The following is a 22,215-nucleotide window of genomic DNA, read 5'->3' as shown; positions in this document are numbered from 1 at the left end:
CCCTCCTCAGCGGCGGCCGGCTCCCCGGGGCAGTGCGTCGTGCAGCCGCTCGGGCGCGTGGCGGCGGAGGGCATGAACGATCTCGTCGGGCTCGAGGCTCAGGTTCCACAGCGGTACCTGGTGGGACTCCGGCCTGCTCCCGGCGCGTCGGGCGAACCCGGCCTGGGCGCCGTCGACCACGACCAGCCGCGGCCGGGGCGCCGGCCACAGCCGTGGACCCGGCCGGAGCCGGAGGCTGTGCACGTCGTCCCAGGGGAGCCGTCGTCCGGAGGCCGTGCTGATCCCGTGCCCGTCGATGCGCAGCACGAGGGCCCGTCCCCGGTTCCGTGCTCGTTCGTCCAGCGCCGTCCAGACCCCGTAGCCGCCCAGGGTGATGGCCCACACCAGCCCCATCGGCCGTACCTCCCCCCAGAGGGAGGCCACGACGAGCGCGAGGGCGAAGAGAGAGGTCGCCGTCAGGCTGACGACCCACCCCCGCGTCGGGCGGGTGCGGATCTCGACGACGTCCTCCACGTGGTCAGGCTAGGGGGCCGTCAGGGCACGGTGGTGGAGAACGGCTCGACCGTCCGCGCGGACGCCGGCGGGAGCCGGCCGATCACGTCAGTGCTGGACCGCCTTCTCCGCGCCGGCGCCGGTGAGGGAGCGGACCTGGAGCTCGGTGTAGCGGTCCTCACCCGCCTCGCGACCACCGAGCAGGGTGCCGAGGTAGCCGCAGAGGAACCCGATCGGGATGGAGACCAGACCGGGGTTGTTCAGCGGGAACCAGGCGAAGTCGACCGAGGGGATCAGCGAGCGCGGGCCACCGGAGACCACGGGGGAGAACAGCACCAGCCCGACCGAGGCGATCAGCCCGCCGTAGATGCTCCAGCAGGCGCCCCGGGTGTTGAAGCGGCGCCAGAACAGGTTGTAGATCAGCGTCGGCAGGTTCGCCGAGGCCGCCGTGGCGAAGGCGAGGGCGACCAGGAAGGCGATGTTGAGGCTCTGCGCGGGGATGGCCAGCGCGATGGCCACGACCCCGATGACGATCGCGGCCACGCGGGCGGTGCGGACCTCCTGCTTCTCCGTCACCTGGCCCTTCTTCCAGACGGTGGCGTACAGGTCGTGGGCCACCGACGTGGCCGAGGTCAGCGTCAGCCCGGCCACCACCGCGAGGATGGTGGCGAAGGCCACCGCGGAGATCAGCGCCAGCAGCACCGACCCGCCCAGGCTGCCCTCCCCGCCGCCGACCGCCTCGGCGAGCAGCGGCGAGGCCACGTTGCCGGCCGAGGTCGCCACCGGCGAGCCCTGACCGGTCTCCACCAGCGCCGCGGCGCCGAAGCCCAGCACCAGGGTCATCAGGTAGAAGCTGCCGATCAGCCCGATGGCCCACAGCACCGACTTGCGGGCCGCCTTCGCCGTCGGGGTGGTGTAGAAGCGGATCAGGATGTGCGGCAGCCCGGCGGTGCCGAGCACGAGGGCCAGCCCGAGGGAGAGGAAGTCGAACTGGCCGACGAGGTCGCGGCCGTACAGCTGGCCGGGCTGCAGGAAGGCCTCGCCCTTGCCCGAGCGCTCCGCCGCCGCACCCAGCAGCGCGGACAGGTTGAAGCCGAACTTCGCCAGCACCAGCAGGCTGATCAGCAGCGAGCCGACCATCAGCAGCACGGCCTTGACGATCTGCACCCAGGTGGTGCCCTTCATGCCGCCGAAGGTGACGTAGATGATCATCAGCAGACCGACGACGGCGATCACGGTGTTCTTCAGGGCCGGCGAGTCCACGCCCAGCAGCAGCGACACCAGGCTGCCCGCGCCGACCATCTGGGCCAGCAGGTAGAAGATCGACACCACGATGGTCGACAGCGCGGCGGCGCTGCGCACCGGCACCTGCTTCATCCGGTAGGCGAGCTGGTCGGCCATGGTGTAGCGCCCGGAGTTGCGCAGCAGCTCGGCCACCAGCAGCAGGGCGACCAGCCAGGCGACCAGGAAGCCGATGGAGTAGAGGAAGCCGTCGTAGCCGTAGAGCGCGATCGAGCCCGAGATCCCCAGGAACGAGGCGGCCGACATGTAGTCCCCGCCGATGGCCAGCCCGTTCTGGAACCCCGAGAAGCTGCGTCCGCCGGCGTAGTAGTCGGCGGCGGAGCGGTTCTGCCGCGAGGCCCAGATGGTGATGCCCAGCGTCAGCGCCACCACCGCCAGGAAGAGGACGACGATCAGGACCTGGTTGTTCACCGCCGGACCTCCCTGCCGGTGCCGCCGTCGGACTCGAACTCCTGGTTGAGCTGCTCGGCCAGCGGGTCGAGCCGGCGGGTGGAGTAGCGGGCGTAGAGCACCGCGATGCCGAAGGTCGAGACGAACTGCAGCAGGCCGAACACCACCGCCACGTTGACGTGGCCGACCACCTGCTGGTTCATGAACCCGCGGGCCCAGTTGTTGCAGGCCACGTACAGCACGTACCAGGCCATGAAGGTGATGGTGGCCGGGACCACGAAGCGCAGGTAGCGCCGTCGCAGCTCGGTGAACTCGGGGCGGGCGGCCAGCGCGGCGTAGCGCTCGCCGGTCCCGGGCAGGGGATCGCTCATGGTGCCTCCAGATCGTCGTCGACCGAATCAGCACGGAGACCGCGGGGGTCCGTGATCACAGTAGTGCGACGTGAGTCACACCGGCAGCACCGCCCCGCCCTGGTGGCGCGCGTCGGACCCTCCTACGGTCGGAGCATGCGAGCAGCTCCCAGCGCGACGACCCGCGGACCGCGTCGGCCCCGCCGGGGTGGTCGCTGATGGGCGCCGGGCACACGCACGGCCCGCCCGGCCACGCCGGCGGCCGGCACCGGGGTCGGCTGGCGCTCGCGCTCGTGCTGGCGGCCGGGTTCTGGGTGGTGGAGGCGGTGACCGGCGTGCTGACCGGCTCGCTCGCGCTGCTCTCCGACGCCGGTCACATGGCCGGGGACGTGCTGGTGCTGGCCGTCGCGCTGGTGGCCACCCGCATCGCCACGCGGACCGACCGCAGCGGTCGGCGCAGCTTCGGCTCCTACCGGGTGGAGGTCTTCGCCTCCGGCCTGGCCGTGCTGGTGATGCTCGGCGTCGCGGTCGCCATCGCGGTGGAGGCGGTGGGCCGGATCGGCCACCCGCCCCCGCTCGCCGCGTCGCCCGTGCTGGCCGTGGGCGTGCTCGTGCTGGCGGTCAACGTGGTCGCCCTGCTGCTGCTGCGCGCCGGCGCGCGGGAGAGCCTCAACGTCAAGGGCGCCTACCTGGAGGTGGCCGCGGACGCCGTCGGCTCCGTCGGGGTGGTGGTGGCCGGCGCGCTGGTGCTGCTGACCGGCGACCCCCGCTGGGACGTCGGCATCGGGCTCGCCCTGGCGGTCTTCGTCGCCGTGCGGGCGGTGCTGCTGGCCCGGGAGGTGCTGTCGGTGCTGGCCCAGCACACGCCCGCCGGCCTCGACCCCGAGGAGGTGCGCACCGCGCTGGCCGCGCTGCCGGGCGTGGTCGACGTGCACGACCTGCACCTGTGGACGCTGACCTCGGGGATGGACGTCGCCACCGTGCACCTGGTGGCCGCCGCCGGCGCCGACACCCACGCCGTGCTGGACGCCGCCGGCGAGCTGATGCGTGACCGCTTCGGCGTCGAGCACGCGACCGTGCAGATCGACCCGGTGGACCACTCGGGCTGCCAGCAGCTGCGCTGGTGAGCCCTCAGGAGCGGCCCAGGCTCTCCCGGCGGTCGGCGTCGTCGCTCTCGCGGTAGTCGAACTCGGCCGGGTCGACGTCGATCTCCATCAGCAGCCGGTCCACCTTGGCCTCGAGCCGGTCGTCGCCCTCGCGGGACTGCGACGAGCCCCAGAAGTAGAACAGCGCGAGCCCGGCGGCCTGCCAGACCAGCTGCAGGAACTCCGACTGCCAGTTCTCCATCGTCGAGGCGCCGAACTGCACGGCGAACTCCGACCAGGAGAAGGGCCGGCCGTGCTGCTCGGCCTCGTTGCGCACCACCAGCATCTGGAAGACGAACTGCCCGACCCAGGAGAAGAGGAACAGGGCGGCCGTCACGAGGCCGAAGGAGTAGGCCTTGTGCCACGGCGGGCGGGCCTTGCGGTGGGTGCGGCGCTGGTCGGTCACCATGGCGTCCTCGTCCTCCTCCCTCCGGTGGGCACCGTGCCGCACCGGCTCGATGACGTCAGAAGGTACTCGCGGCCACCGGAGGGGAGAATCGGGGTGTGCCGCCTCCCGATCCGTCCCGCCCCGGTGTGCTGCACCTGGACCTGGACGCCTTCTTCGCCGCGGTCGAGCAGCGGGACAAGCCGTCGCTGCGGGGCAAGCCGGTGGTGGTGGGTGGCGTCGGCGGACGCGGGGTGGTGGCCACCGCCTCCTACGAGGCCCGGGTCTTCGGGATCGGCTCGGCCATGCCGACCGGGCAGGCCCGGCGGCTGTGCCCGAACGCCGCCTACCTCGCCGGGCGGTTCGAGGCCTACCGGCGGGTGTCGTCGCAGGTGATGGGGCTGGCGCGCGAGCTGTCCCCGCTGGTGGAGCCGGTGTCCCTGGACGAGGCCTACGTCGACCTGTCGGGGCGGGGTGACGGGCGGGTGTGGGACGTGGCCGCGGTCACCGAGGTGGCCGAGCGGTTCCGCGCCGACGTCAAGGCCCTCACCGGGCTCACCGTCTCGGTGGGCGCGGGCGGCAGCAAGCTGGTGGCCAAGATCGCCTCCGACCTGCGCAAGCCGGACGCGCTGGTGGTGGTGCCGCCCGCCGAGCAGGCCGAGCTGCTGGCCCCGCTGCCGGTGCAGCGCATCCCCGGGGTCGGCTCGGTCAGCGCGGAGCGGCTGCGGCGCCACGGCTTCACCACCATCGGCGAGCTGGCCCGGGCGGGGGAGTCGGAGCTGGTGCGGCTGCTGGGTCGGGCGCACGGCAGCGGGCTGTGGGCGCTGTCGCGGGGGATCGACCCCCGTCCGGTGGTGAGCGAGCGGGAGGCCAAGTCGGTCTCGGCGGAGGAGACCTTCGGGGTCGACCTCACCGACCGGCGCGACCTGGAGCACCGGGCCGCGCGGCTGGCCGAGCGCGTCACCTCGCGGCTGCGGGCCCAGGGCCTGGCCGGGCGGACGGTGACGATCAAGGTCCGCCGCTACGACTTCCAGACCGCCAACCGCTCCCGCACCCTGCAGCACGCCACCTCCACCTCCCGCGAGGTGGCCCGCCACGCCCGCGAGCTGCTGTCCGGCATCGACGTGTCCGACGGCATCCGGCTGCTCGGCGTCGGGGTGTCGGGGCTGACCGGGTACGCCCAGGCGGACCTGCTCTCCGACGCCGACGAGCCGGAGGTGGCCGAGCTGGTGGAGGAGGAGCCTGAGGAGGAGGCGCCGGAGCCCTCCGCCGGCTGGCGGCCCGGCCAGGACGTCGAGCACGACGACCACGGGCCGGGCTGGGTGCAGGGCAGCGGCACCGGACGGGTCACCGTCCGCTTCGAGGGCCCGCACACCCCGCCCGGGCGGATCCGCACCTTCGCCGACGACGACCCGGCGCTGCGCCCGGCCGACCCGCCGGTCTACGACCCGCGGGCCTGACCGGGCGCGGGCGCCTCAGGAGCGGACCAGGCGCGCGATGGCGTCGGAGGCCTCGGTGATCTTGGTCTCGGCCTCCTCGCCGCCGGCGCGGGCGGCGTCGACCACGCAGTGGCGCAGGTGGTCCTCCAGCAGCCCGAGGGCGACGCCCTCCAGGGCCCGGGTCATCGCCGAGATCTGGGTCAGCACGTCGATGCAGTACTGCTCCTCGTCCACCATCCGGTGGATGCCGCGGGCCTGGCCCTCGATCCGCTTGAGCCGGGCGAGGTAGCGGGCCTTGTCGCTGATGTAGCCGTGGTGGGTCCCGTGGTCGTGCCCGGCGTGCTCGGTGCTGGGCACGGCGGGCTCGCCGCTGGCGGGGCTGGCGGTGTCGGTCATGGTCTCCTCCTGGTCGGTGCCGGGTGGGGTCGTGGGCGTGGTGGTCACTGCTGGGCCCGCGAGCGGAAGGTGCGCAGCCGCAGGCTGTTGGTGACCACCAGCACGCTGGACAGGGCCATCGCGGCACCGGCCAGCATGGGGTTGAGCAGGCCGAGGGCGGCCAGCGGGATCGCGGCCACGTTGTAGCCGAAGGCCCAGAACAGGTTGCTGCGGATGGTGGCCAGGGTCCGCCGCGACAGCCGGACGGCGTCGGCCACGGAGCGCAGGTCGCCGCGGACGACGGTGATGTCGGCGGCCTCGATGGCGACGTCGGTGCCGGTGCCCATGGCCAGGCCCAGGTCGGCCTGGGCCAGGGCGGGCGCGTCGTTGACCCCGTCGCCGACCATGGCCACCACCCGGCCCTGGGCCTGCAGCCGGCGCACGGTCTCGACCTTGTCGGCGGGCATCACCTCGGCGACCACCTCTGCGATGCCGACCTCGGCCGCCACCCGGCGGGCGACGGCGCTGTGGTCGCCGGTCAGCAGCACCGGGGTGAGCCCGAGGCCGACGAGCTGGCGGACGGCCTCGGCGCTGGTGGGCTTCACCGTGTCGGCCACGGTCAGCAGCCCGCGGACGGCCCCGTCCCAGGCGACCAGGACGGCGGTCCGGCCGGCCTCCTCGGCCTCGCGCCGGGCGACGTCGAGCGCCGGCTCGGCCGGGACGCCGGCCTGGTCGAGCAGCCCGCTGCGCCCGACCAGCACGGTGCGGCCCCCGACGCGGCCGCGGACCCCGAGCCCGCCCACCTCGTCGACGTCCTGCACCGGGGGCAGGACGCCCAGCCGGTCGCGGGCCCCGGCGGCGACGGCCCGCCCGATGGGGTGCGTGGTGGCGTCCTCCACCGCGCCGGCGAGCCGCAGCAGCTCCTCGGCGGTGGTGCTGCCGAGCGGGACGACGTCGACCAGGCTCATCCGGCCGGTGGTCACGGTTCCGGTCTTGTCCAGCACCACGGTGTCCACCCGGCGGCTGGACTCGAGCACCTCCGGGCCCTTGATCAGCACGCCGAGCTGCGCCCCGCGGCCGGTGCCCACCAGCAGCGCGGTGGGGGTGGCGAGGCCGAGCGCGCAGGGGCAGGCGATGATCAGCACCGCCACGGCGGCGGTGAAGGCCGCCTCCAGCGGGTACCCGGCGCCGATCCAGGCGCCGAGGGTGGCCACGGCGACGGCCACCACCACGGGCACGAAGACGGCCGAGACCCGGTCGGCCAGCCGCTGCACCTGCGCCTTGCCGGACTGGGCGTCCTCCACCAGCCGGGCCATCTGGGCCAGCTGGGTGTCCGCGCCGACACGGGTGGCCCGCACGACGAGCCGGCCGCCGACGTTGACGCAGGCGCCGACCACGGCGTCGCCCTCGCCGACCTCGACGGGCACGGACTCCCCGGTCAGCAGGCTCACGTCGAGCGCGGAGCGTCCGGAGACGACGACGCCGTCGGTGGCGACCTTCTCGCCGGGACGGACCACGAACTCCTCGCCCACGCCCAGCTGCTCCACCGGCACGGAGGTCTCGACCCCGTCCCGCAGCACGGCGACGTCCTTGGCCCCGAGGTCGAGCAGGGCCCGCAGGGCGTCCCCGGCGCGGCGGCGGGAGCGCTTCTCCAGGTAGCGGCCCAGCAGCACGAAGGCGGTCACCCCGGCCGCGACCTCGAGGTAGAGGTTGGCGGTGCCGTCGGTGCGGCTGATGGTCAGCTCGAAGCCGTGCCGCATCCCCGGCATCCCGGCCTCGCCGAGGAACAGCGCGTAGAGCGACCAGAGCAGGGCCGCCCCGGTGCCGATCGAGATCAGCGTGTCCATGGTGGCGCTGCCGTGACGCAGGTTGAGCCAGGCGGCGCGGTGGAACGGCCAGGCGCCCCAGACCACGACCGGGGCGGCGAGGGCCAGCGAGGCCCACTGCCAGTAGGTGAACTGCCAGGCCGGGACCATGGCCAGCGCGATCACCGGGACGGCGAGCACGAGCGAGCCGAGGGTGCGCTGCCGCAGCGTCGCCAGCTCGCGGTCGGCGGCGGTCTCCGGCGGCGCGGCGTCCTCGCGCGGCCGGGGGAGGCTGGCGGTGTAGCCGGTGCGGGCCACCTCCTCGACCAGCAGCTGGGGGTCCAGCGGGCTGTCGGCGGTGACGGTGGCGCGCTCGGTGGCGTAGTTGACGGTGGCGGTCACGCCGTCCAGGCGGTTGAGCCGCTTCTCGATGCGGGAGGCGCAGGAGGCGCAGGTCATCCCGCCGATCTCCAGCTCCACCCGGGTGGTCGTCGTGCTCATCGGGCCTCCACCACCAGCGGGGCGGTGACCACCCGGTCGTCGACGCGGAGGTCGAGGTAGAGCAGGTAGCGGCCCGGGGTCGGCGCCTCCGCGGCGAAGACGACCTCGGGGCCGGAGGTGGCCTCCGCCGAGCTCGGCCCGGCACCGAGGGGGTGGACGTGCAGGTAGGCCAGGTCGCCCTCGCGGAGCGCCACCAGGTGCCCGAAGGCCCCGAGGTGCGGCTGCAGCGTGGTGACCGGGCGGCCGTCGCGCTCGACGGTGAAGGTGAGCTCGGAGCTGCGGGCGGCCCGCAGCTCGCCGGCGACGGTGACGGTGAGGCCGTCCACCTCGACGCTGCGCGTCTGGGGGCGGTCGGTGACCGGCTCCAGCTCGCCGGCGACCTCCACGGTGCTGGTCAGCGTGACCTGCTCTCCGCCGGCGGGGACGAAGTCGGCGTAGACCCGGTGGCTGCCGGCCTGCTGCCAGCGCCAGGGCAGCGACCAGGTGCCCTCGCCGTCGTGGCGGGGGTGGACGTGGCGGAAGCCCTCGCCGTCGGAGCGGACCACCACCAGGTGCAGCTCCTTCTCGTGGGAGACCTCGTAGTCGGTGACCGGGTGGCCCTGGCCGTCGACCAGCCGCAGGCTCAGCTGGCCGTCGACGCCGACCTCGGCGGGCGCGTCGAGGGCGGTCAGCCGGTAGCCGTCCTGGCTGACGGTGACGCCGGGGACGTGCCCGGCGCCGGCGCCGTGGCCGTCCTGCTCCCCGGTGTGGTCGTCCCCGGCGTGGTCCTCACCGGCGGTCTCGGTGTGGTCCTCGGTGCCGCCGTGGCCGGGCTCCGCGGCCGGCGGCCGCTCGGCGGCGCGCGACGGCGCGACCACCCGGGCCACGCCGAGGGCGGCGCCGAACACGGCGAGCAGCACCAGCGCGTAGAGCCCGAGCCGCAGCGGCGCCCGCATCAGACCCGGACCGCCTGGTAGCCGGCCTCGTCCACGGCGGCGAGCACGGCGGCGTCGTCGACGTCACCGGCGGCGGCGGAGACCACCAGCACGCCGCTGCCGGAGTCCACCGAGACGACCTCGAGGCCGTCGAGGGCGGTGACCTCCTGGCGGATGGCCTGCTCGCAGTGGCCGCAGCTCATGCCGGTGACCTGGTAGGTGGCGGTGCTCATGGCGTCCTCTCGTCAATACCGGTAGGGGGTACACCCATGTATACCCCCTACCGGTACCGGAGACAACTCGGTCCGCCTCCGCAGGTGCGCTCAGCCCGTCTCCGGGTCCTCGGCCGCGGTCACGGCGCGCCGCCGGGTCGTGAGGTAGAGCCGGTGGGCCGTGACGACGACGGCGAGCCAGCCCACGCCGAGGATCCAGGCCGCCAGCACGTCGGTGAACCAGTGGTGGCCCAGGAACACCCGGCTGAGCCCGATGGTCAGGGCGAACAGCGCGGCCGCCGTCACGGTGAGCACGCGGGCGCGGCGGGTGCGCTGGCGCAGCACCAGCAGGTAGGCGACGACGCCGGCGACCACCAGCGCGTTGAGGGAGTGCCCGGAGGGGAACGAGGGGGAGTGCTCGAAGGGGGGTACCGCGTCGGCCAGCGGCGGCCGGGCCCGGCCCACGAGGTCCTTGCCCGCGACCGTCATCAGCAGGGACCCGGCCGCGGCGGCGGTGATCAGGATGACCGGCGTCCACGACCGGCGCCGGACGGCGAGCGCCACCATGGTCGTGGTGGCCAGCACCGGCATGCCGACCACGCCCCCGACGTCGGTGTAGGCGGTGGCTGCGGCGTCCAGCCAGGGCGAGCGCAGGCCGAGGGCCAGGTCGAGCAGGGGCTGGTCCAGCACGGCCACCCCGTCGGCGGCGGCGACCGCCTCGTAGGTCTCCGAGGCCAGCCACGTGGTGGTCGCGGCGACCGCCGCCCCCACCGCCAGCACCAGCAGCAGGGTCTGGTGCGAGCCCAGCGCCAGGCTGATCCGGTGCACGAGCGCGACCAGCCGCCGTCCCAGCGGGGACTCCCAGCGGGTGAGGTCGCGGCCGCCGAGGTGGCGGTCCTCGTGCACCTCGACGACGTCGCCCTCCGCCGCGGAGCGGGGCGGCTCGGCAGCGGGATCGGACACGGTCGTCGTCCTCCCTCGCCGGGTTCGTCCGACCGGCGCCCGGACCCCGGGTGCGCCCGGGTGAGGTCGTGTACCCAGCCGGTGGCCGCCCAGTCGCTCAGAACCAGGTGGCCACCAGGTCGACCACGCGGTCGCCGCGCAGCACCGGCAGCACCCGCCACTTGTCGAACAGGGTGCAGGGGTGGGAGACGCCCAGCACCACCAGCTCGCCCACGGCCACCTCGGCCTCGTCCCGGAGGTAGAGGTGCTGGTCGTTGAGGGCGAAGCAGGTGCCGCTCGCCGGCCGCTCCCCGCGCGGACCGAGGACGCGCTGCGGGATGGGCAGGTCCAGGTCGAAGGGGACGTCCCGCTTGCCCGCCCCGAGCAGGGCCAGCCCCGGCTCGGGCACCGACAGCGCCTGCGCCCTGACGTCCAGCGCCGGCCGCAGCGACGGCCCACCCGTCATCCGCGCCCACGGGTCGGTGCGGGCGTACATGCCGTGGTCGTGGGTGAGGTAGGCCCCCGAGCGGACGACGCCCTGCACCGGGTGGGCGACGCCGTCCACCTCCAGCGGCTGGGCGAGCACGGCCAGCACCACGTCGAGGTAGGAGCTGCCGCCGACCGAGACCACCGGTGCGACCCCGGCGGGCAGCAGGTCCTCGGCCACCAGCCGGGCGGCGAGGTCGCGCAGGCCGGTGACGAAGCCCGCGATCGCGGCGAGGTCGGACTCCGTGGTGGTGCGGGTCAGGCTGGCCTCGTAGCCCGACGTGCCGCGCAGCGGCAGCCCCTGCTCGGCCGCGGCCCGGGCCAGCGCCACCGCGTCGTCCACCCGCCGCACACCGGTGCGGCCCTGCAGGTGCCCCAGCTCGACCAGCACGCCGAACCGCTCCCGGGCCGCCGGGACGGCGGCCAGCGCCTCGGCCAGCACCGCGACGCCGGCAGGCGAGTCGACGTAGCACCACAGGGTCGAGGAGCCGGCGGCGGTGCGCCGCAGCAGGTCCACCGCGTCGGCGGGGTCGACGAGCTCGTTGGCCAGCAGCACGCCGGGCGAGCCCCAGCCCAGCGCCACCCGGGCCTGCGCCGGGGTGGCGACGGTGGCGCCCCAGGCTCCGGCGTCGAGCTGGGCCTGCAGCAGCGGCGGCGACATGTGGGTCTTCAGGTGCGGGGCCAGCAGCACCCCGGCCTGCTCGCAGGCGGTGGCCATGGTGGCCAGGTTGTGGTCCAGGGCGTCGGCGTCGAGGCAGGCCAGCGGCCAGGACACCGGCAGGTCGTCGAGCCGGGGTGCGGTGGCGCGCACCTGGGCGGCGGTCAGCGGTGCGTCGACCCGCCAGCCCTTGGTGGTGCTCTCCACCACGGCCTCGGGGTGCTGCAGCCGGGTAGGGGTCATCGTGCTGCCTCCTGCGCTGGTCGCCCGGTGGTGGCGGACGGGCTGGTGGGGGACGGGCTGGTGGCGGACGGGCTGGTGGGCCGGATGGCCCGTCCGGGGGTGGCGCCGGTCAGCCGGCCGTCGCGGAGCACCGGGACGCCGCCCACCCAGACGTCGTCCACTCCCTCGGCGAGCTGGCGGGGTGACCGGTAGGTGGCCAGGTCGCGGACCCGCTCGGGGTCGAGCAGCACGACGTCGGCGACCGCCCCCGGCTCGAGGTGGCCACGGGGACCGAGCCGGAAGAGCCGCGCGGCGCGGGCGGAGAGGTGCTCGACCACGTCGCGGGCGTCCCAGCCGCCCAGCTCGTGCAGCCCGAGCGCCACCATGCGGGCGAAGGCGCCCCAGCCGCGGGGGTGCGGCGAGCTGCCGAGGTAGATGGCGTCGGAGCCGCCCAGGTGGCGGGGGCTGTCCAGCAGCGCACGGACGGCCTCGGGGGTGTTGGTGGGCGGCTGCCGGAAGACCACGGTGGCGCGCAGCCGGCTGCTCACCAGCAGCCGCAGCACGGCCTCGGCGGTCGAGCAGCCCAGCCGGTCGGCGACCTCCACCGGCGACAGCCCCTCGGTCCAGGACAGCTCGCCGGGCACGGCCGCCAGCCGGACCCGGGGCCACAGCTCGGTCGAGGCCTCGAGGTGGGCCAGCAGCTCGTCCCGCCGGGCGGTCCCCCCGGCGGCGGGCGCCAGCACCGCCAGGGCGTGGTCCGGGTCGGCGGTGGGGACCCAGCGCGGCAGCGCCACCATGGACAGGATGGAGCAGCCGCTGAGGTAGGGGTAGGAGTCGAAGCTGAGCTCGACCCCGGCCGCGGCCGCGTGGGCCAGAGCCGCCTCGACCTGGCGACGGGGCCCGTGCAGGTGGGAGACGTGGGTGGTCACCCCGGAGGCCAGCGTCAGCTCGACCAGCTCCTGCAGCCCGGCGGTGGCCTGCGCCTCGTAGCCGCGCATGTGGCTGACGTGGGGCAGCCCGGCCGCCGCGACCACCCGGCACAGCGCCAGCAGCTCCTCGCGGGTGGCGGCGGAGGCCGGCGCGTACTCCAGCCCGGTGGAGAGCCCGCAGGCGCCGTCGGCCAGGGCCTGCTCGAGCAGGGCGGCCATCGCGGCCACCTCGCCGGGCGCGGCCTCGCGCTGCTCGGTCCCCATCACCGCCACCCGGATGGTGCCGTGCGGCGCGAGGTAGGCGGTGTTGAGGGCGGTGCGGCCGTCCCAGCTGGCCAGCAGCTCACCGACGCCGCCGCCGGTGAAGGTCGGGTGGGCGCCGTTGATGGCGGCGAAGTACTGCTGCGCCCAGGCCGTGGCGTCGTGCGGGGCGTAGGTCGGGCTGGGGGCCAGCGACACCCCGTCCTGGCCGAGCACCACCGTGGTCACCCCCTGGCGCAGCATGGCCAGCTGCACCTCGGGGTCGAGCACCGCCGCCTCGCCGTGCACGTGCGCGTCGACGAAGCCCGGCAGCGCCCAGCGTCCGCCGCCGTCGACCACCTCCACCGGGCCGGGGTCCTCGCCGGAGGCCAGCACCGCCGCGACCCGGCCCTCGCGGAGCAGCAGGTCACGGGTGGTCGCGGCTCCGGGGAGCAGCACGTCTCGCAGCAGGGTGGGTGGGGGCGTGGCGGGGTGCGCGGAGGTGGTCATCGGGGACCATCCTGGCCGATCCGGGACCAGCGGGGTCGAGGCGCGTGCTCGTCGAGCACGGCGGCGCCGTCCTCCGGCAGACTGGGCCCCGCTCCGTGTCCCGGTCCTGCTCCCGGACGCGGTCACCCGCACACGTCACCACGAGGAGCCCCTGTGTCCGAGACCACCAAGCACGCCGTCCGCACCGAGGACGCCCCGGCGCCCGCGTTCACCTTCTCCCAGGGGGTGCGCCGCGGTGGCCTGCTGCAGGTGTCGGGGCAGGGACCGCAGGACCCGGCCACCGGCGAGTACCTGCACCCGGGCGACGTGGCGGCGCAGACCACCCGCACGTTGCAGAACGTGCGGGCGGTGCTGCTGGCCGGCGGCGCGGACGTCGAGGACCTGGTCTCGCTGCGGGTCTACCTGGCCAGCCGCGACGACTTCGCCGCCATGAACGAGGCCTACGGCGCCTTCCTCGCCGAGCACTGCCCGTCGGGGGTGCTGCCCTGCCGCACCACGGTGGTCGTCGGTCTGCCGCGGGAGGAGATGCTGGTCGAGATCGACGGCCTCGCGGTCCTCGGCTGACGCCTCCGTCGCCTGGTCGGCCCGTTCTCGCCGTCGACGAGGCGCAGGCCTGCCACACTGGCGGTGGACGAGGGGGTCGACGTGGAACCACCGCACGACGTGCACCTGACCACGGGCGAGCACGGCGAGACGGCGTCGGTGGAGGGCAGGCGGACGCCGCGCTGGCTGGTGGCCGCCCTGGCGGTCCTCTTCCTGCTGCAGGCGGCTCTGTGGCTCAGCCGCCCCGACGGGGTCCTCGAGCAGGTCCTGGGAGTCGGCATGCTCGCGTCGTCGGTGGTCTACCTCGGCCAGCTGCTGCTGGAGCGGGCACCCTGTCTGGTCGCCGACGACGAGGGGCTGCGGATGAGGGACGCCCTGGGTCGCTGGACCGAGGTGCGCTGGAGCGACGTCACCGACCTCGACCTCAGCGGGAGCGGACGGGGGCTGCTCGTCACGGCACCGGGCGCCGTGCGTCGCTCGGGGCGCCTCCTCCGGCGCGACGTCTACCGGTTCCAGGGTCACGCGGCGCTGCCCAGCCTCAAGGGGGCTACCCTGGACTACCTGCGGCACCGTCACGCGGAGGCGCTGGGCCGGCCGACGTGAGGCACTGGGACGTGAGGCTCTGGAGCGGGTGACGGGAATCGAACCCGCGTAGCCAGTTTGGAAGACTGGGGCTCTACCATTGAGCTACACCCGCGTGCTGCCGGAGCAGCGCACGTCACTCTAGACGACGCGGGCGCCTGCGTGCCAAGACCGGGAGGCATGCCAGACCGGGAAGCCGTGCCAGACCCAGGAAGCGTGCCAGACCCAGAGACGTGTGGGTCGGGGCGACAGGACTCGAACCTGCGGTCTCCTGCTCCCAAAGCAGGCGCGCTAGCCACTACGCCACGCCCCGATTCCGCGAGGGAACGGGCTGCAGTCTAGCCCACGGGGCTCCGCGCGGATTGGCCGCGCTCCGGACCCGGCAGTACGCTGGCCGGGCACCAGCGGTGTGCGCTCCGGCGTGCCCGCACACCGATAACGAGGAGTTCTGCTGTGCCCAGCACTGTTGAGGAGCTGAGCCCCAACCGGGTCAAGCTCACCGTCGAGGTCCCCTTTGCCGAGCTGAAGCCGAGCCTGGACAAGGCCTACAAGTCGATCGCCGACCAGGTCACCATCCCCGGGTTCCGCAAGGGCAAGGTCCCGGCGATGGTCATCGACCAGCGCTTCGGCCGCGGCATGGTGCTGCAGGAGGCCATCAACGACGCCCTGCCGGGTCTGTACAGCAAGGCGGTCCAGGAGACCGAGATCACCCCCCTCGGCCAGCCCGAGGTCGAGGTGACCAAGCTCGAGGACGGCGACGTCATCGAGTTCACCGCCGAGGTGGACGTCCGCCCGCAGTTCGACCTGCCCGACTTCTCCACCGTCGCGGTCGAGGTCGACGCGGTCGAGGTCTCCGAGGAGCTGGTCGAGCGGCAGCTGCAGAGCCTGCGGGAGCGCTTCGGCACCCTGACCGACGTCGACCGCCCGGCTGCCGAGGGCGACGTGGTGAGCATCGACCTGACCGCCACCCGCGACGGCGAGCCGCTGCAGGACGCCCAGGCCGAGGGCGTCAGCTACAAGATCGGCGCCGGCGGCATGCTCGACGGTCTGGACGAGGCCCTCACCGGCATGTCGGCGGGGGAGTCGAAGGACTTCACCTCCACGCTGGTCGGCGGGCCCGCCCGCGGCACCGAGGCCGACGTCCACGTCACCGTGGTCAAGGTCCAGGAGCAGGAGCTGCCCGAGCTGGACGACGACTTCGCCCAGATGGTGTCGGAGTTCGACACCGCCGACGAGCTCCGCGCCGACGTGGTCGGGCGGCTGGCCAACATGGCCCGCCAGGAGCAGGCCGCCAAGGCCCGCGACGCCGTGCTCGAGGCGCTGGTGGCCGAGATCGACATCGCGCTGCCCGAGGGGCTGCGCACCGGTGAGCTCGAAGCCCGCAAGCAGCAGATCCAGAACCAGCTCAACCAGGCCGGCATGACGCTCGAGCAGTACCTGGCCGAGTCCGAGGAGTCGGAGGAGGCCGAGACCCCCGAGGAGTTCTGGGCCGAGGTCGAGCAGCGCGCCACCCAGGCGCTCAAGGCCCAGCTGCTGCTGGACAAGGTCGCCGACGACCACGAGATCGGCGTCGAGCAGGACGACCTGACCCAGCACATCTTCCGCCGTGCCCAGCAGAGCGGCTCGTCTCCGGAGCAGGAGATGCAGCACATGATGGAGCACAACCACCTGCCGGAGTGGATGACCGAGATCCGTCGCGGCAAGGCGCTGGCGCTGGTCGTGCAGCAGGCCACGGTCACCGACAGCAACGGCGACCCCGTCGACCTGGTGAACCTGGCCGAGGACGGCTCGCTGCGCGACCCGTCGGCCGAGGCGGCGTCGGTGGAGTCCCCGGACTCGCCCGACTCCCCGGACTCGCCCGACTCCCCGGACTCGCCCGACAGCCCCGACTCCCCGGCCTCGCCCGCCTCGCCGGCGGAGACCGAGAGCCGCTGAGCGGCGCAGGACAGCACTCCCCGAGGGGTGGCCGGAGCGATCCGGCCACCCCTCGTCGGCTGCTGGGGCGGCGTCCGCACCCAGGAGGCGGGGCTGGTGCGCCGTGAGCGAACAGCGGTCCCGGCTGCTCCGGTCTGTCCGCCCCGGACGGTAGCGTCGCACCCGTGAACGAGAGACTGCACGACACCATCCGTGCCGCTGGCGGGAGTGGCGCCAACTTCGGCATGACCGACAACGTCTACCAGTCGCTGCTGGCCAACCGGATCATCTTCCTGGGCTCCGAGGTCCGCGACGAGAACGCCAACGCCATCTGCGCGCAGATGCTCCTGCTGAACGCGGAGGACCCGCACAAGGACATCTGGCTCTACATCAACTCCCCCGGTGGCTCGGTCGACTCCGGCATGGCCATCTTCGACACCATGCAGTGGATCTCCAACGACGTCGCCACCGTGGCCATGGGCCTGGCGGCCTCGATGGGGCAGTTCCTGCTCAGCGCCGGCACCCGCGGCAAGCGCTTCGCGCTCCCGCACAGCCGCATCATGATGCACCAGCCGTCCGGCGGTCTGGGCGGCACCGCCTCCGACATCCGGATCCAGGCCGAGCAGTCGCTGCACATCAAGAACGTGATGGCTCGCCTCATCGCCGAGCACACCGGTCAGACGGTGGAGCAGATCGAGGCCGACTCCGACCGCGACCGCTGGTTCACCGCGGAGCAGGCCCTGGAGTACGGGTTCATCGACCAGGTCTACGAGCGCGCCGCCCAGGTCCGCTCCGAGGGCCCGAACCAGTGAGGACCCCCGACGTCATGAGGAACGAGACCGTGAACCCGACCGCCGCCGCGCCGGCGCTCTCGCCGAGCATGAACTACTACATCCCGCAGTGGGAGGAGCGCACCTCCTACGGCATCCGCCGGGTCGACCCGTACACGAAGCTGTTCGAGGACCGCATCATCTTCCTCGGCACGCCGATCATGGACGACGTCGCGAACGCGGTGATGGCCCAGCTGCTGTGCCTGCAGTCGATGGACGCCGACCGGCAGATCCAGATGTACATCAACTCCCCGGGTGGCTCCTTCACCGCGCTGACGGCCATCTACGACACGATGCAGTACATCAAGCCGCCGGTGCAGACCGTGTGCCTCGGCCAGGCCGCCTCCGCCGCCGCCGTGCTCCTCGCCGCCGGCGCCAAGGGTCAGCGGCTGGCGCTGCCCAACAGCCGGATCCTGATCCACCAGCCGGCCACCGAGGGCAGCTACGGCCAGTCCTCGGACCTGGAGATCCAGGCCCGCGAGATCCTGCGCATCCGCTCGCAGATGGAGGGCATGCTGGCCCGTGACACCGGTCAGCCGATCGAGCAGATCACCCGCGACATCGAGCGCGACAAGTTCCTGACCGCCGAAGAGGCCAAGGAGTACGGGATCATCGACGACATCCTGACGTCGATGAAGGACCTCGAGAACTGATCCACCCCTCCTCCCGAACCCGGGGTCCGAAACGCGCTGGTTGCGGACGGGCCCCGGGTTAGGGTGGGGGACCATCGCACGGGAGGGACGTCGTGGCACGCATCGGAGAGAGCGGGGACCTGCTCAAGTGCTCCTTCTGCGGGAAGAGCCAGAAGCAGGTCAAGAAGCTGATCGCCGGTCCCGGCGTCTACATCTGCGACGAGTGCATCGACCTGTGCAACGAGATCATCGAGGAGGAGTTCGCCGAGGGCGGTGACGCCGGCCTGCTCGAGGAGCTCCCCAAGCCCGAGGCGATCCGCGACTTCCTCAACGCCTACGTGATCGGCCAGGACAGCGCCAAGAAGGCGCTCGCGGTCGCGGTGTACAACCACTACAAGCGGGTGCAGGCCCAGTCGACCACCCCGCCGCGGCGCGCCGCCGGCAACGACGAGGGCGTGGAGCTCAGCAAGTCGAACATCCTGCTGATCGGTCCCACCGGCTGCGGCAAGACCTACCTGGCCCAGACCCTGGCCAAGATGCTCAACGTCCCCTTCGCGATGGCCGACGCCACCGCGCTGACCGAGGCCGGTTACGTCGGCGAGGACGTCGAGAACATCCTGCTCAAGCTCATCCAGGCCGCCGACTTCGACGTCAAGAAGGCCGAGACGGGCATCATCTACATCGACGAGATCGACAAGGTGGCCCGCAAGAGCGAGAACCCGTCGATCACCCGTGACGTCTCGGGCGAGGGCGTGCAGCAGGCGCTGCTGAAGATCCTGGAGGGCACCACCGCCTCGGTGCCCCCGCAGGGCGGGCGCAAGCACCCCCACCAGGACTTCATCCAGATCGACACCACCAACGTGCTGTTCATCGTCGGCGGCGCCTTCGCCGGCCTGGAGCAGATCATCAACGGTCGGATCGGCAAGCGCCCGCTCGGCTTCAACAACGACGACGCCGCCCGCGCCCCCCGCGACGTCGACCCCTACTCCGCGGTGCGCCCCGAGGACCTGCACAAGTACGGCCTGATCCCCGAGTTCATCGGCCGGCTGCCGATGATCGCCTCGGTGAGCCCGCTCGACCGCGAGGCGCTGATCCGGATCCTCACCGAGCCGCGCAACGCGCTGATCAAGCAGTTCCGCAAGCTCTTCGAGCTCGACGGGGTCGACCTCGAGTTCACCCCCGAGGCCATCGACGCGGTGGCCGAGCTGGCGCTGGAGCGCGGCACGGGCGCCCGCGGGCTGCGGGCCATCCTCGAGGAGACGCTGCTCAACGTCATGTACGAGGTGCCCAGCAACAGCGAGGTCGCCCAGGTGGTCATCACCGCCGCCGCGGTCACCGACGGCGCCGAGCCGACGCTGGTCACCCGCAGCGAGCTGGCCAAGCGCGAGAAGAGCGCCTGAGCCGACCGGCCCCGCACGGGGCCCGGCCGCGCGGCGGCGTCCTGCGGGTCAGCCGGTCGGCTCGGTCTCGGTGTCGCCGTCCAGCAGCAGGACGGTGAACACCAGGTCCAGCCAGCGGTCGAACTTGCGGCCCACCTGCGGCAGCCGCCCCACCTCGACGAAGCCGAGCCGGCGGTGGAAGGCCAGGCTGCCCGCGTTGCTGGCGTCCAGACCGCCCACCATGGCGTGCACGCCTCGCCGGCGGCACTCCTCGATCAGCGGCTCGAGCAGGGCGCGGCCGACCCCGCGGCCGCGCTGGCCGTCGGCCACGTAGACGCTGTGCTCGACGGTGTGGCGGTACCCGTCCTTCGGCCGGAACGGGCCCATCGAGCTCCAGCCGACGACCTCCCCGTCCACCTCGGCGACCAGCACCGGCCAGCCCCCGTCCTGCTTCTCGGCCAGCCAGGCGGCGCGCGAGGCGGGCGTCACCGGCTCCAGGTCCCAGCTGGCGGTGGAGTGCTCGACGGCGTCGTTGTAGATCGCGGTGATGGCCTCGACGTCCGAGCCGCCGGCCGACCGCACGGTCACCGGGCTCACCGCACAGCCTGCCTGACCGCGACCGCCGCACCGAGCAGCACCAGCCCCAGGCCCAGCGCCAGCGGTCCCCACGAGGGTGCGTCCGGCAGCAGCGTCTCGCCGGTGGCCGTGCGCACCGGGCCGGCGGGCGTGGCCGGGGCGGGCTGGGTGTTCACCTCGCGCTCACGCGGGCGGGGCGAGGGCGGGAGGCTGGGGGAGGGGCTGGGCGGCACGACCACCTCCACCGAACGGTCCGTGATGGCGCCGCTGAACGTGCTGCTGCCGGGGTAGCTGACGAAGAGCAGGTAGCTGCCCTCGGCGTCTCGGGGGAGCGTCACGCTGGTGCGGAACCCGCCATCCTCGTGGGGGTCGGCGACCGCGAGGCGGGTGCCGCGGGCATCCAGCACGTCGACCCGGCTGTCCTGCGGCAGCCGGTAGCTGCCGCCGCCCAGGCTGACCCGGCCGCTGACCGTGACGCCGGCTCCCGGGGCGGCCTGCGCCGGACCCAGCTCGGCCTCGATGCTCGCCGGCACCTGGCCCACGGCGAAGACGGCGTCGGTCGAGCTCGACCCCGCCACCGACTCCTGGCTGGAGCGGAAGCGGGCGTGCAGCCGGTGCTCGCCGACGGGGAGCTGGCCCGGCGCGGTCTCCAGCACGGCCTGGCCGCCGCGGAGCGTGACGGGGTCGCCGAACTCGGCACCGTCGACGCTGAACTGCACCTCGCCCTCGGCGTCGCGGGGACGGATCTCGGCCCGGAAGGTCCCGGGCAGGTCGTAGCGCTGGCTGCTGGCGCTGGCCCGGGTGGTGGAGCGCTGCTCGACCGCGGTGACCGTGAAGGTCGAGCGCTGCGAGGCGGAGCCGGCGGGCCCGCCGGTGCCGGGAACGTACTCGGCCTCCACGGTGTGGCCGCCGGCTGCGATCCGACCGGCCCCCAGCTCCAGAGCAGCCACGCCGCCGTCGCGGACCCCGGCGGTGCCGACCAAGCGGCCGTCCACCCGGAACTCGACCTGGCCGGGGAACTCGTCCCAGGCGCTGCGGACGGTGGCCGAGAGCCGCGACCGCTCGCCGAGACGGTGGTCGGCGGCGGTGACGTCGGTGGTGCTGGGCACCCGCTCGGCCGTGACGCCGGTGGCCCGCCACTGCAGCGTGCCCTGGCAGTCGGCCGAGCGGCGCCAGGTCACCACGTCGTCGCCCTGCTGGGCCCGGGTGCCGCCGGGCACGACGAGCGGGAGCTGGCCCCGGTCCTCGCGGCCCGTCTGGGCCACCGGGCAGGCCGCCGGGTTGCCGAAGTCGCCGGCCACGGAGGTGACCACGACGGGGAAGTGGTTCTCGTTGGCCAGGGCGTAGCGCACGAAGAAGGGACGGTCCAGCTGCGCCCGCTGGATCTCGGCCCCGGTGGCCGCGTCGACGTAGGCGACGGCCTCGGCCGTGACCGGGACCCGGTCGTCACCGCTGGCGCTGCCCACGGCACCCCATCCCAGCACCAGCGCGAGCGCCGAGAGCACGCCGACGCGGCGGGCACGGTGCCGGGCGACGGGCGTCCTGGCTGAGGACATGGCTGGAGCTCCGGGGGACGGGGACTGCTGAGCCCGATCCTATCCACGGCTCCCGCCGCACCCAACGACGCGACGCTGCGGGCTTCGGTCCCCAGATCAGCTGGCGGCGGCGAGCTGCTGCACCAGCGCCGGCAGCTGCTCGGGGCTGCTGAGCTGGCTCAGCTCGAGCCGCTGGCCGTCGACGGTGATGGTGGGCGTGCCGGTGACCCCGGCCCCACCAGCGGCGGCGTCGGTGCCGCGGACGAAGGAGGCGGTGTCCTCGCCGCGGTAGCAGGCCTTGAAGGTGCTGAGCGCGTCACCGGTGATGCCGGCCTGCTCGGGGAACTCGGTGAGCAGCTGGTGGTCGCTGTAGCCGGTGCCCTCCTGGGCGGGCTGGTTGGCGTAGACCACGTCGTGGTACGCCGAGTAGTGCCCGGCCACGTCGGCGCAGGCGGCGGCCACCCCGGCGCGGAAGGAGGCGTCGTTGCGCAGGTTGGTGTCGAGGAAGGTCATGGTGCGGTACTCGAGCTGGATCTCGCCGGCCTCGGCCATCTGGGCCACCGTGGGCCCGAAGTTGTCCTCGAAGCTCTTGCAGGCCGGGCACTGGTAGTCCTGGTACAGCGCGAAGACCGGGGCCCCCTCGGCCGCGACACCCGGGTTCACCACGATCCCGGAGCGCTCGGCGTTGGCGTTGGGCGGCACCACGCCGGCGACCTCGCTGGCGCGTCCCCGCAGACCCTGCACCAGCACGACGACCCCCACCACCAGCACGGCGGCCACGACGATGCTGACCGCGGTCACCAGGATCCGGTTGCGACGGCGCCTCGCCGCCGCGGCGGCCGCCTGCTGGCGCAGCTGCTCCCGCCGGCCTCCGGCCTTGGGTACCTGCGTCCGCTTCGTCATACCCGTGTCTCCTCGTGGTCGGGA

The 22,215-nt window shown here is 73.8% G+C and carries 22 protein-coding genes and 2 tRNA genes; 8 read left to right on the top strand and 16 right to left on the bottom strand.

Features of this window, described 5'->3' with window-relative positions; genetic code table 11:
• Window positions 1-6: 6 nt before the first annotated feature.
• From GC722_RS16740 to GC722_RS16730, 3 genes are all read right to left on the bottom strand, one after another.
• A complete protein-coding gene (locus GC722_RS16740; protein WP_156611889.1) occupies window positions 7-513 on the bottom strand; it encodes a hypothetical protein in 507 nt (168 codons plus the stop codon).
• An 87-nt stretch (window positions 514-600) separates the two neighbouring features.
• Window positions 601-2,205 carry a solute symporter family protein gene (locus tag GC722_RS16735; protein WP_331714991.1) on the bottom strand — a complete coding sequence of 535 codons (1,605 nt, stop codon included), beginning with the start codon at window positions 2,203-2,205 and terminating at the stop codon, window positions 601-603.
• Entirely contained in the window at window positions 2,202-2,555 is a 354-nt protein-coding gene (locus GC722_RS16730; protein ID WP_197430235.1) for a DUF485 domain-containing protein, read from the bottom strand. Before GC722_RS16730 ends, GC722_RS16735 begins: the two co-directional genes overlap by 4 nt.
• 197 nt (window positions 2,556-2,752) lie before the next feature.
• Here GC722_RS16730 and GC722_RS16725 point away from each other — a divergent pair, with 197 nt between their 5' ends.
• Window positions 2,753-3,661, top strand: coding sequence for a cation diffusion facilitator family transporter (locus GC722_RS16725; protein WP_156611888.1), 909 nt, complete (start codon window positions 2,753-2,755; stop codon window positions 3,659-3,661).
• Window positions 3,662-3,665: 4 nt separating this feature from the next.
• Here GC722_RS16725 and GC722_RS16720 read toward each other — a convergent pair whose 3' ends face one another.
• Window positions 3,666-4,088 (bottom strand): DUF6766 family protein, encoded by a 423-nt coding sequence (locus GC722_RS16720; RefSeq protein ID WP_156611887.1) that lies wholly within the window; start codon window positions 4,086-4,088, stop codon window positions 3,666-3,668.
• A gap of 95 nt (window positions 4,089-4,183) precedes the next feature.
• Here GC722_RS16720 and GC722_RS16715 point away from each other — a divergent pair, with 95 nt between their 5' ends.
• Window positions 4,184-5,524, top strand: coding sequence for a DNA polymerase IV (locus GC722_RS16715; RefSeq protein WP_331714990.1), 1,341 nt, complete (start codon window positions 4,184-4,186; stop codon window positions 5,522-5,524).
• A gap of 15 nt (window positions 5,525-5,539) precedes the next feature.
• Here GC722_RS16715 and GC722_RS16710 read toward each other — a convergent pair whose 3' ends face one another.
• The 7 genes from GC722_RS16710 to GC722_RS16680 all read right to left on the bottom strand — a co-directional run bounded on the left by GC722_RS16710 (window position 5,540) and on the right by GC722_RS16680 (window position 13,297).
• A complete protein-coding gene (locus GC722_RS16710; RefSeq protein WP_156611886.1) occupies window positions 5,540-5,899 on the bottom strand; it encodes a metal-sensitive transcriptional regulator in 360 nt (119 codons plus the stop codon).
• A 44-nt stretch (window positions 5,900-5,943) separates the two neighbouring features.
• Window positions 5,944-8,184, bottom strand: coding sequence for a heavy metal translocating P-type ATPase (locus GC722_RS16705; protein ID WP_156611885.1), 2,241 nt, complete (start codon window positions 8,182-8,184; stop codon window positions 5,944-5,946).
• Window positions 8,181-9,119 (bottom strand): heavy-metal-associated domain-containing protein, encoded by a 939-nt coding sequence (locus GC722_RS16700; protein WP_156611884.1) that lies wholly within the window; start codon window positions 9,117-9,119, stop codon window positions 8,181-8,183. Before GC722_RS16700 ends, GC722_RS16705 begins: the two co-directional genes overlap by 4 nt.
• A complete protein-coding gene (locus GC722_RS16695) occupies window positions 9,119-9,331 on the bottom strand; it encodes a heavy-metal-associated domain-containing protein (protein WP_156611883.1) in 213 nt (70 codons plus the stop codon). Before GC722_RS16695 ends, GC722_RS16700 begins: the two co-directional genes overlap by 1 nt.
• A 90-nt stretch (window positions 9,332-9,421) precedes the next feature.
• Entirely contained in the window at window positions 9,422-10,273 is an 852-nt protein-coding gene (locus GC722_RS19420; RefSeq protein WP_197430234.1) for a phosphatase PAP2 family protein, read from the bottom strand.
• A 97-nt stretch (window positions 10,274-10,370) separates the two neighbouring features.
• Window positions 10,371-11,639 carry an alanine racemase gene (locus GC722_RS16685; protein ID WP_156611882.1) on the bottom strand — a complete coding sequence of 423 codons (1,269 nt, stop codon included), beginning with the start codon at window positions 11,637-11,639 and terminating at the stop codon, window positions 10,371-10,373.
• Window positions 11,636-13,297 (bottom strand): N-acyl-D-amino-acid deacylase family protein, encoded by a 1,662-nt coding sequence (locus GC722_RS16680; protein ID WP_156611881.1) that lies wholly within the window; start codon window positions 13,295-13,297, stop codon window positions 11,636-11,638. The genes GC722_RS16685 and GC722_RS16680 overlap by 4 nt, the downstream gene beginning before the upstream one ends.
• A gap of 153 nt (window positions 13,298-13,450) precedes the next feature.
• On the opposite strand from GC722_RS16680, the gene GC722_RS16675 reads away from it, so the two are divergent.
• Window positions 13,451-13,861, top strand: a complete 411-nt coding sequence (locus GC722_RS16675) for a RidA family protein (RefSeq protein WP_331714989.1) — start codon at window positions 13,451-13,453, stop codon at window positions 13,859-13,861.
• An 81-nt stretch (window positions 13,862-13,942) separates the two neighbouring features.
• A complete protein-coding gene (locus GC722_RS19415; protein WP_156611880.1) occupies window positions 13,943-14,443 on the top strand; it encodes a PH domain-containing protein in 501 nt (166 codons plus the stop codon).
• 20 nt (window positions 14,444-14,463) lie between these two features.
• Here the strand turns inward: GC722_RS19415 and GC722_RS16665 are convergent.
• Window positions 14,464-14,537, bottom strand: a tRNA-Gly gene (locus tag GC722_RS16665).
• 125 nt (window positions 14,538-14,662) lie between these two features.
• Window positions 14,663-14,735: transfer RNA gene (locus tag GC722_RS16660), tRNA-Pro, on the bottom strand.
• A gap of 140 nt (window positions 14,736-14,875) precedes the next feature.
• On the opposite strand from GC722_RS16660, the gene tig reads away from it, so the two are divergent.
• From tig to clpX, 4 genes are all read left to right on the top strand, one after another.
• Window positions 14,876-16,357 (top strand): trigger factor, encoded by a 1,482-nt coding sequence (tig, locus tag GC722_RS16655; protein WP_331714988.1) that lies wholly within the window; start codon window positions 14,876-14,878, stop codon window positions 16,355-16,357.
• 224 nt (window positions 16,358-16,581) lie between these two features.
• A complete protein-coding gene (locus GC722_RS16650; RefSeq protein WP_156612161.1) occupies window positions 16,582-17,148 on the top strand; it encodes a ClpP family protease in 567 nt (188 codons plus the stop codon).
• A 14-nt stretch (window positions 17,149-17,162) separates the two neighbouring features.
• Window positions 17,163-17,819, top strand: a complete 657-nt coding sequence (locus tag GC722_RS16645; RefSeq protein WP_269449895.1) for an ATP-dependent Clp protease proteolytic subunit — start codon at window positions 17,163-17,165, stop codon at window positions 17,817-17,819.
• 92 nt (window positions 17,820-17,911) lie between these two features.
• Entirely contained in the window at window positions 17,912-19,198 is a 1,287-nt protein-coding gene (gene clpX, locus GC722_RS16640) for an ATP-dependent Clp protease ATP-binding subunit ClpX (protein ID WP_331714987.1), read from the top strand.
• 48 nt (window positions 19,199-19,246) lie between these two features.
• Here the strand turns inward: clpX and GC722_RS16635 are convergent, their stop codons facing one another.
• The 3 genes from GC722_RS16635 to GC722_RS16625 all read right to left on the bottom strand — a co-directional run bounded on the left by GC722_RS16635 (window position 19,247) and on the right by GC722_RS16625 (window position 22,191).
• Window positions 19,247-19,774: a GNAT family N-acetyltransferase gene (locus GC722_RS16635; RefSeq protein WP_331714986.1), complete on the bottom strand. Its 528-nt coding sequence runs from the start codon at window positions 19,772-19,774 to the stop codon at window positions 19,247-19,249.
• Entirely contained in the window at window positions 19,771-21,309 is a 1,539-nt protein-coding gene (locus tag GC722_RS16630; RefSeq protein ID WP_156611878.1) for an Ig-like domain-containing protein, read from the bottom strand. Before GC722_RS16630 ends, GC722_RS16635 begins: the two co-directional genes overlap by 4 nt.
• Window positions 21,310-21,405: 96 nt before the next feature.
• A complete protein-coding gene (locus GC722_RS16625) occupies window positions 21,406-22,191 on the bottom strand; it encodes a DsbA family protein (protein ID WP_197430233.1) in 786 nt (261 codons plus the stop codon).
• Window positions 22,192-22,215 lie beyond the last annotated feature (24 nt).

This window comes from Auraticoccus cholistanensis (genome assembly GCF_009742705.1).
In the GTDB taxonomy this organism is placed as follows: Bacteria; Actinomycetota; Actinomycetes; order Propionibacteriales; family Propionibacteriaceae; genus Auraticoccus; species Auraticoccus cholistanensis.
This window is presented reverse-complemented; position numbering and strand designations above follow the sequence as displayed.

Excerpts from the sequence above, each read along its gene's own strand:
- GC722_RS16730 (WP_197430235.1), bottom strand. The coding sequence starts at position 2,555 with ATGAGCGATCCCCTGCCCGGGACCGGCGAGCGCTACGCCGCGCTGGCC.
- GC722_RS16725 (WP_156611888.1), top strand. The coding sequence starts at position 2,753 with ATGGGCGCCGGGCACACGCACGGCCCGCCCGGCCACGCCGGCGGCCGG.
- GC722_RS16720 (WP_156611887.1), bottom strand. The coding sequence starts at position 4,088 with ATGGTGACCGACCAGCGCCGCACCCACCGCAAGGCCCGCCCGCCGTGG.
- GC722_RS16710 (WP_156611886.1), bottom strand. The coding sequence starts at position 5,899 with ATGACCGACACCGCCAGCCCCGCCAGCGGCGAGCCCGCCGTGCCCAGC.
- GC722_RS16705 (WP_156611885.1), bottom strand. The coding sequence starts at position 8,184 with ATGAGCACGACGACCACCCGGGTGGAGCTGGAGATCGGCGGGATGACC.
- GC722_RS16700 (WP_156611884.1), bottom strand. The coding sequence starts at position 9,119 with ATGCGGGCGCCGCTGCGGCTCGGGCTCTACGCGCTGGTGCTGCTCGCC.
- GC722_RS16695 (WP_156611883.1), bottom strand. The coding sequence starts at position 9,331 with ATGAGCACCGCCACCTACCAGGTCACCGGCATGAGCTGCGGCCACTGC.
- GC722_RS16685 (WP_156611882.1), bottom strand. The coding sequence starts at position 11,639 with ATGACCCCTACCCGGCTGCAGCACCCCGAGGCCGTGGTGGAGAGCACC.
- GC722_RS16680 (WP_156611881.1), bottom strand. The coding sequence starts at position 13,297 with ATGACCACCTCCGCGCACCCCGCCACGCCCCCACCCACCCTGCTGCGA.
- GC722_RS16650 (WP_156612161.1), top strand. The coding sequence starts at position 16,582 with ATGACCGACAACGTCTACCAGTCGCTGCTGGCCAACCGGATCATCTTC.
- GC722_RS16645 (WP_269449895.1), top strand. The coding sequence starts at position 17,163 with ATGAGGAACGAGACCGTGAACCCGACCGCCGCCGCGCCGGCGCTCTCG.
- GC722_RS16630 (WP_156611878.1), bottom strand. The coding sequence starts at position 21,309 with ATGTCCTCAGCCAGGACGCCCGTCGCCCGGCACCGTGCCCGCCGCGTC.
- GC722_RS16625 (WP_197430233.1), bottom strand. The coding sequence starts at position 22,191 with ATGACGAAGCGGACGCAGGTACCCAAGGCCGGAGGCCGGCGGGAGCAG.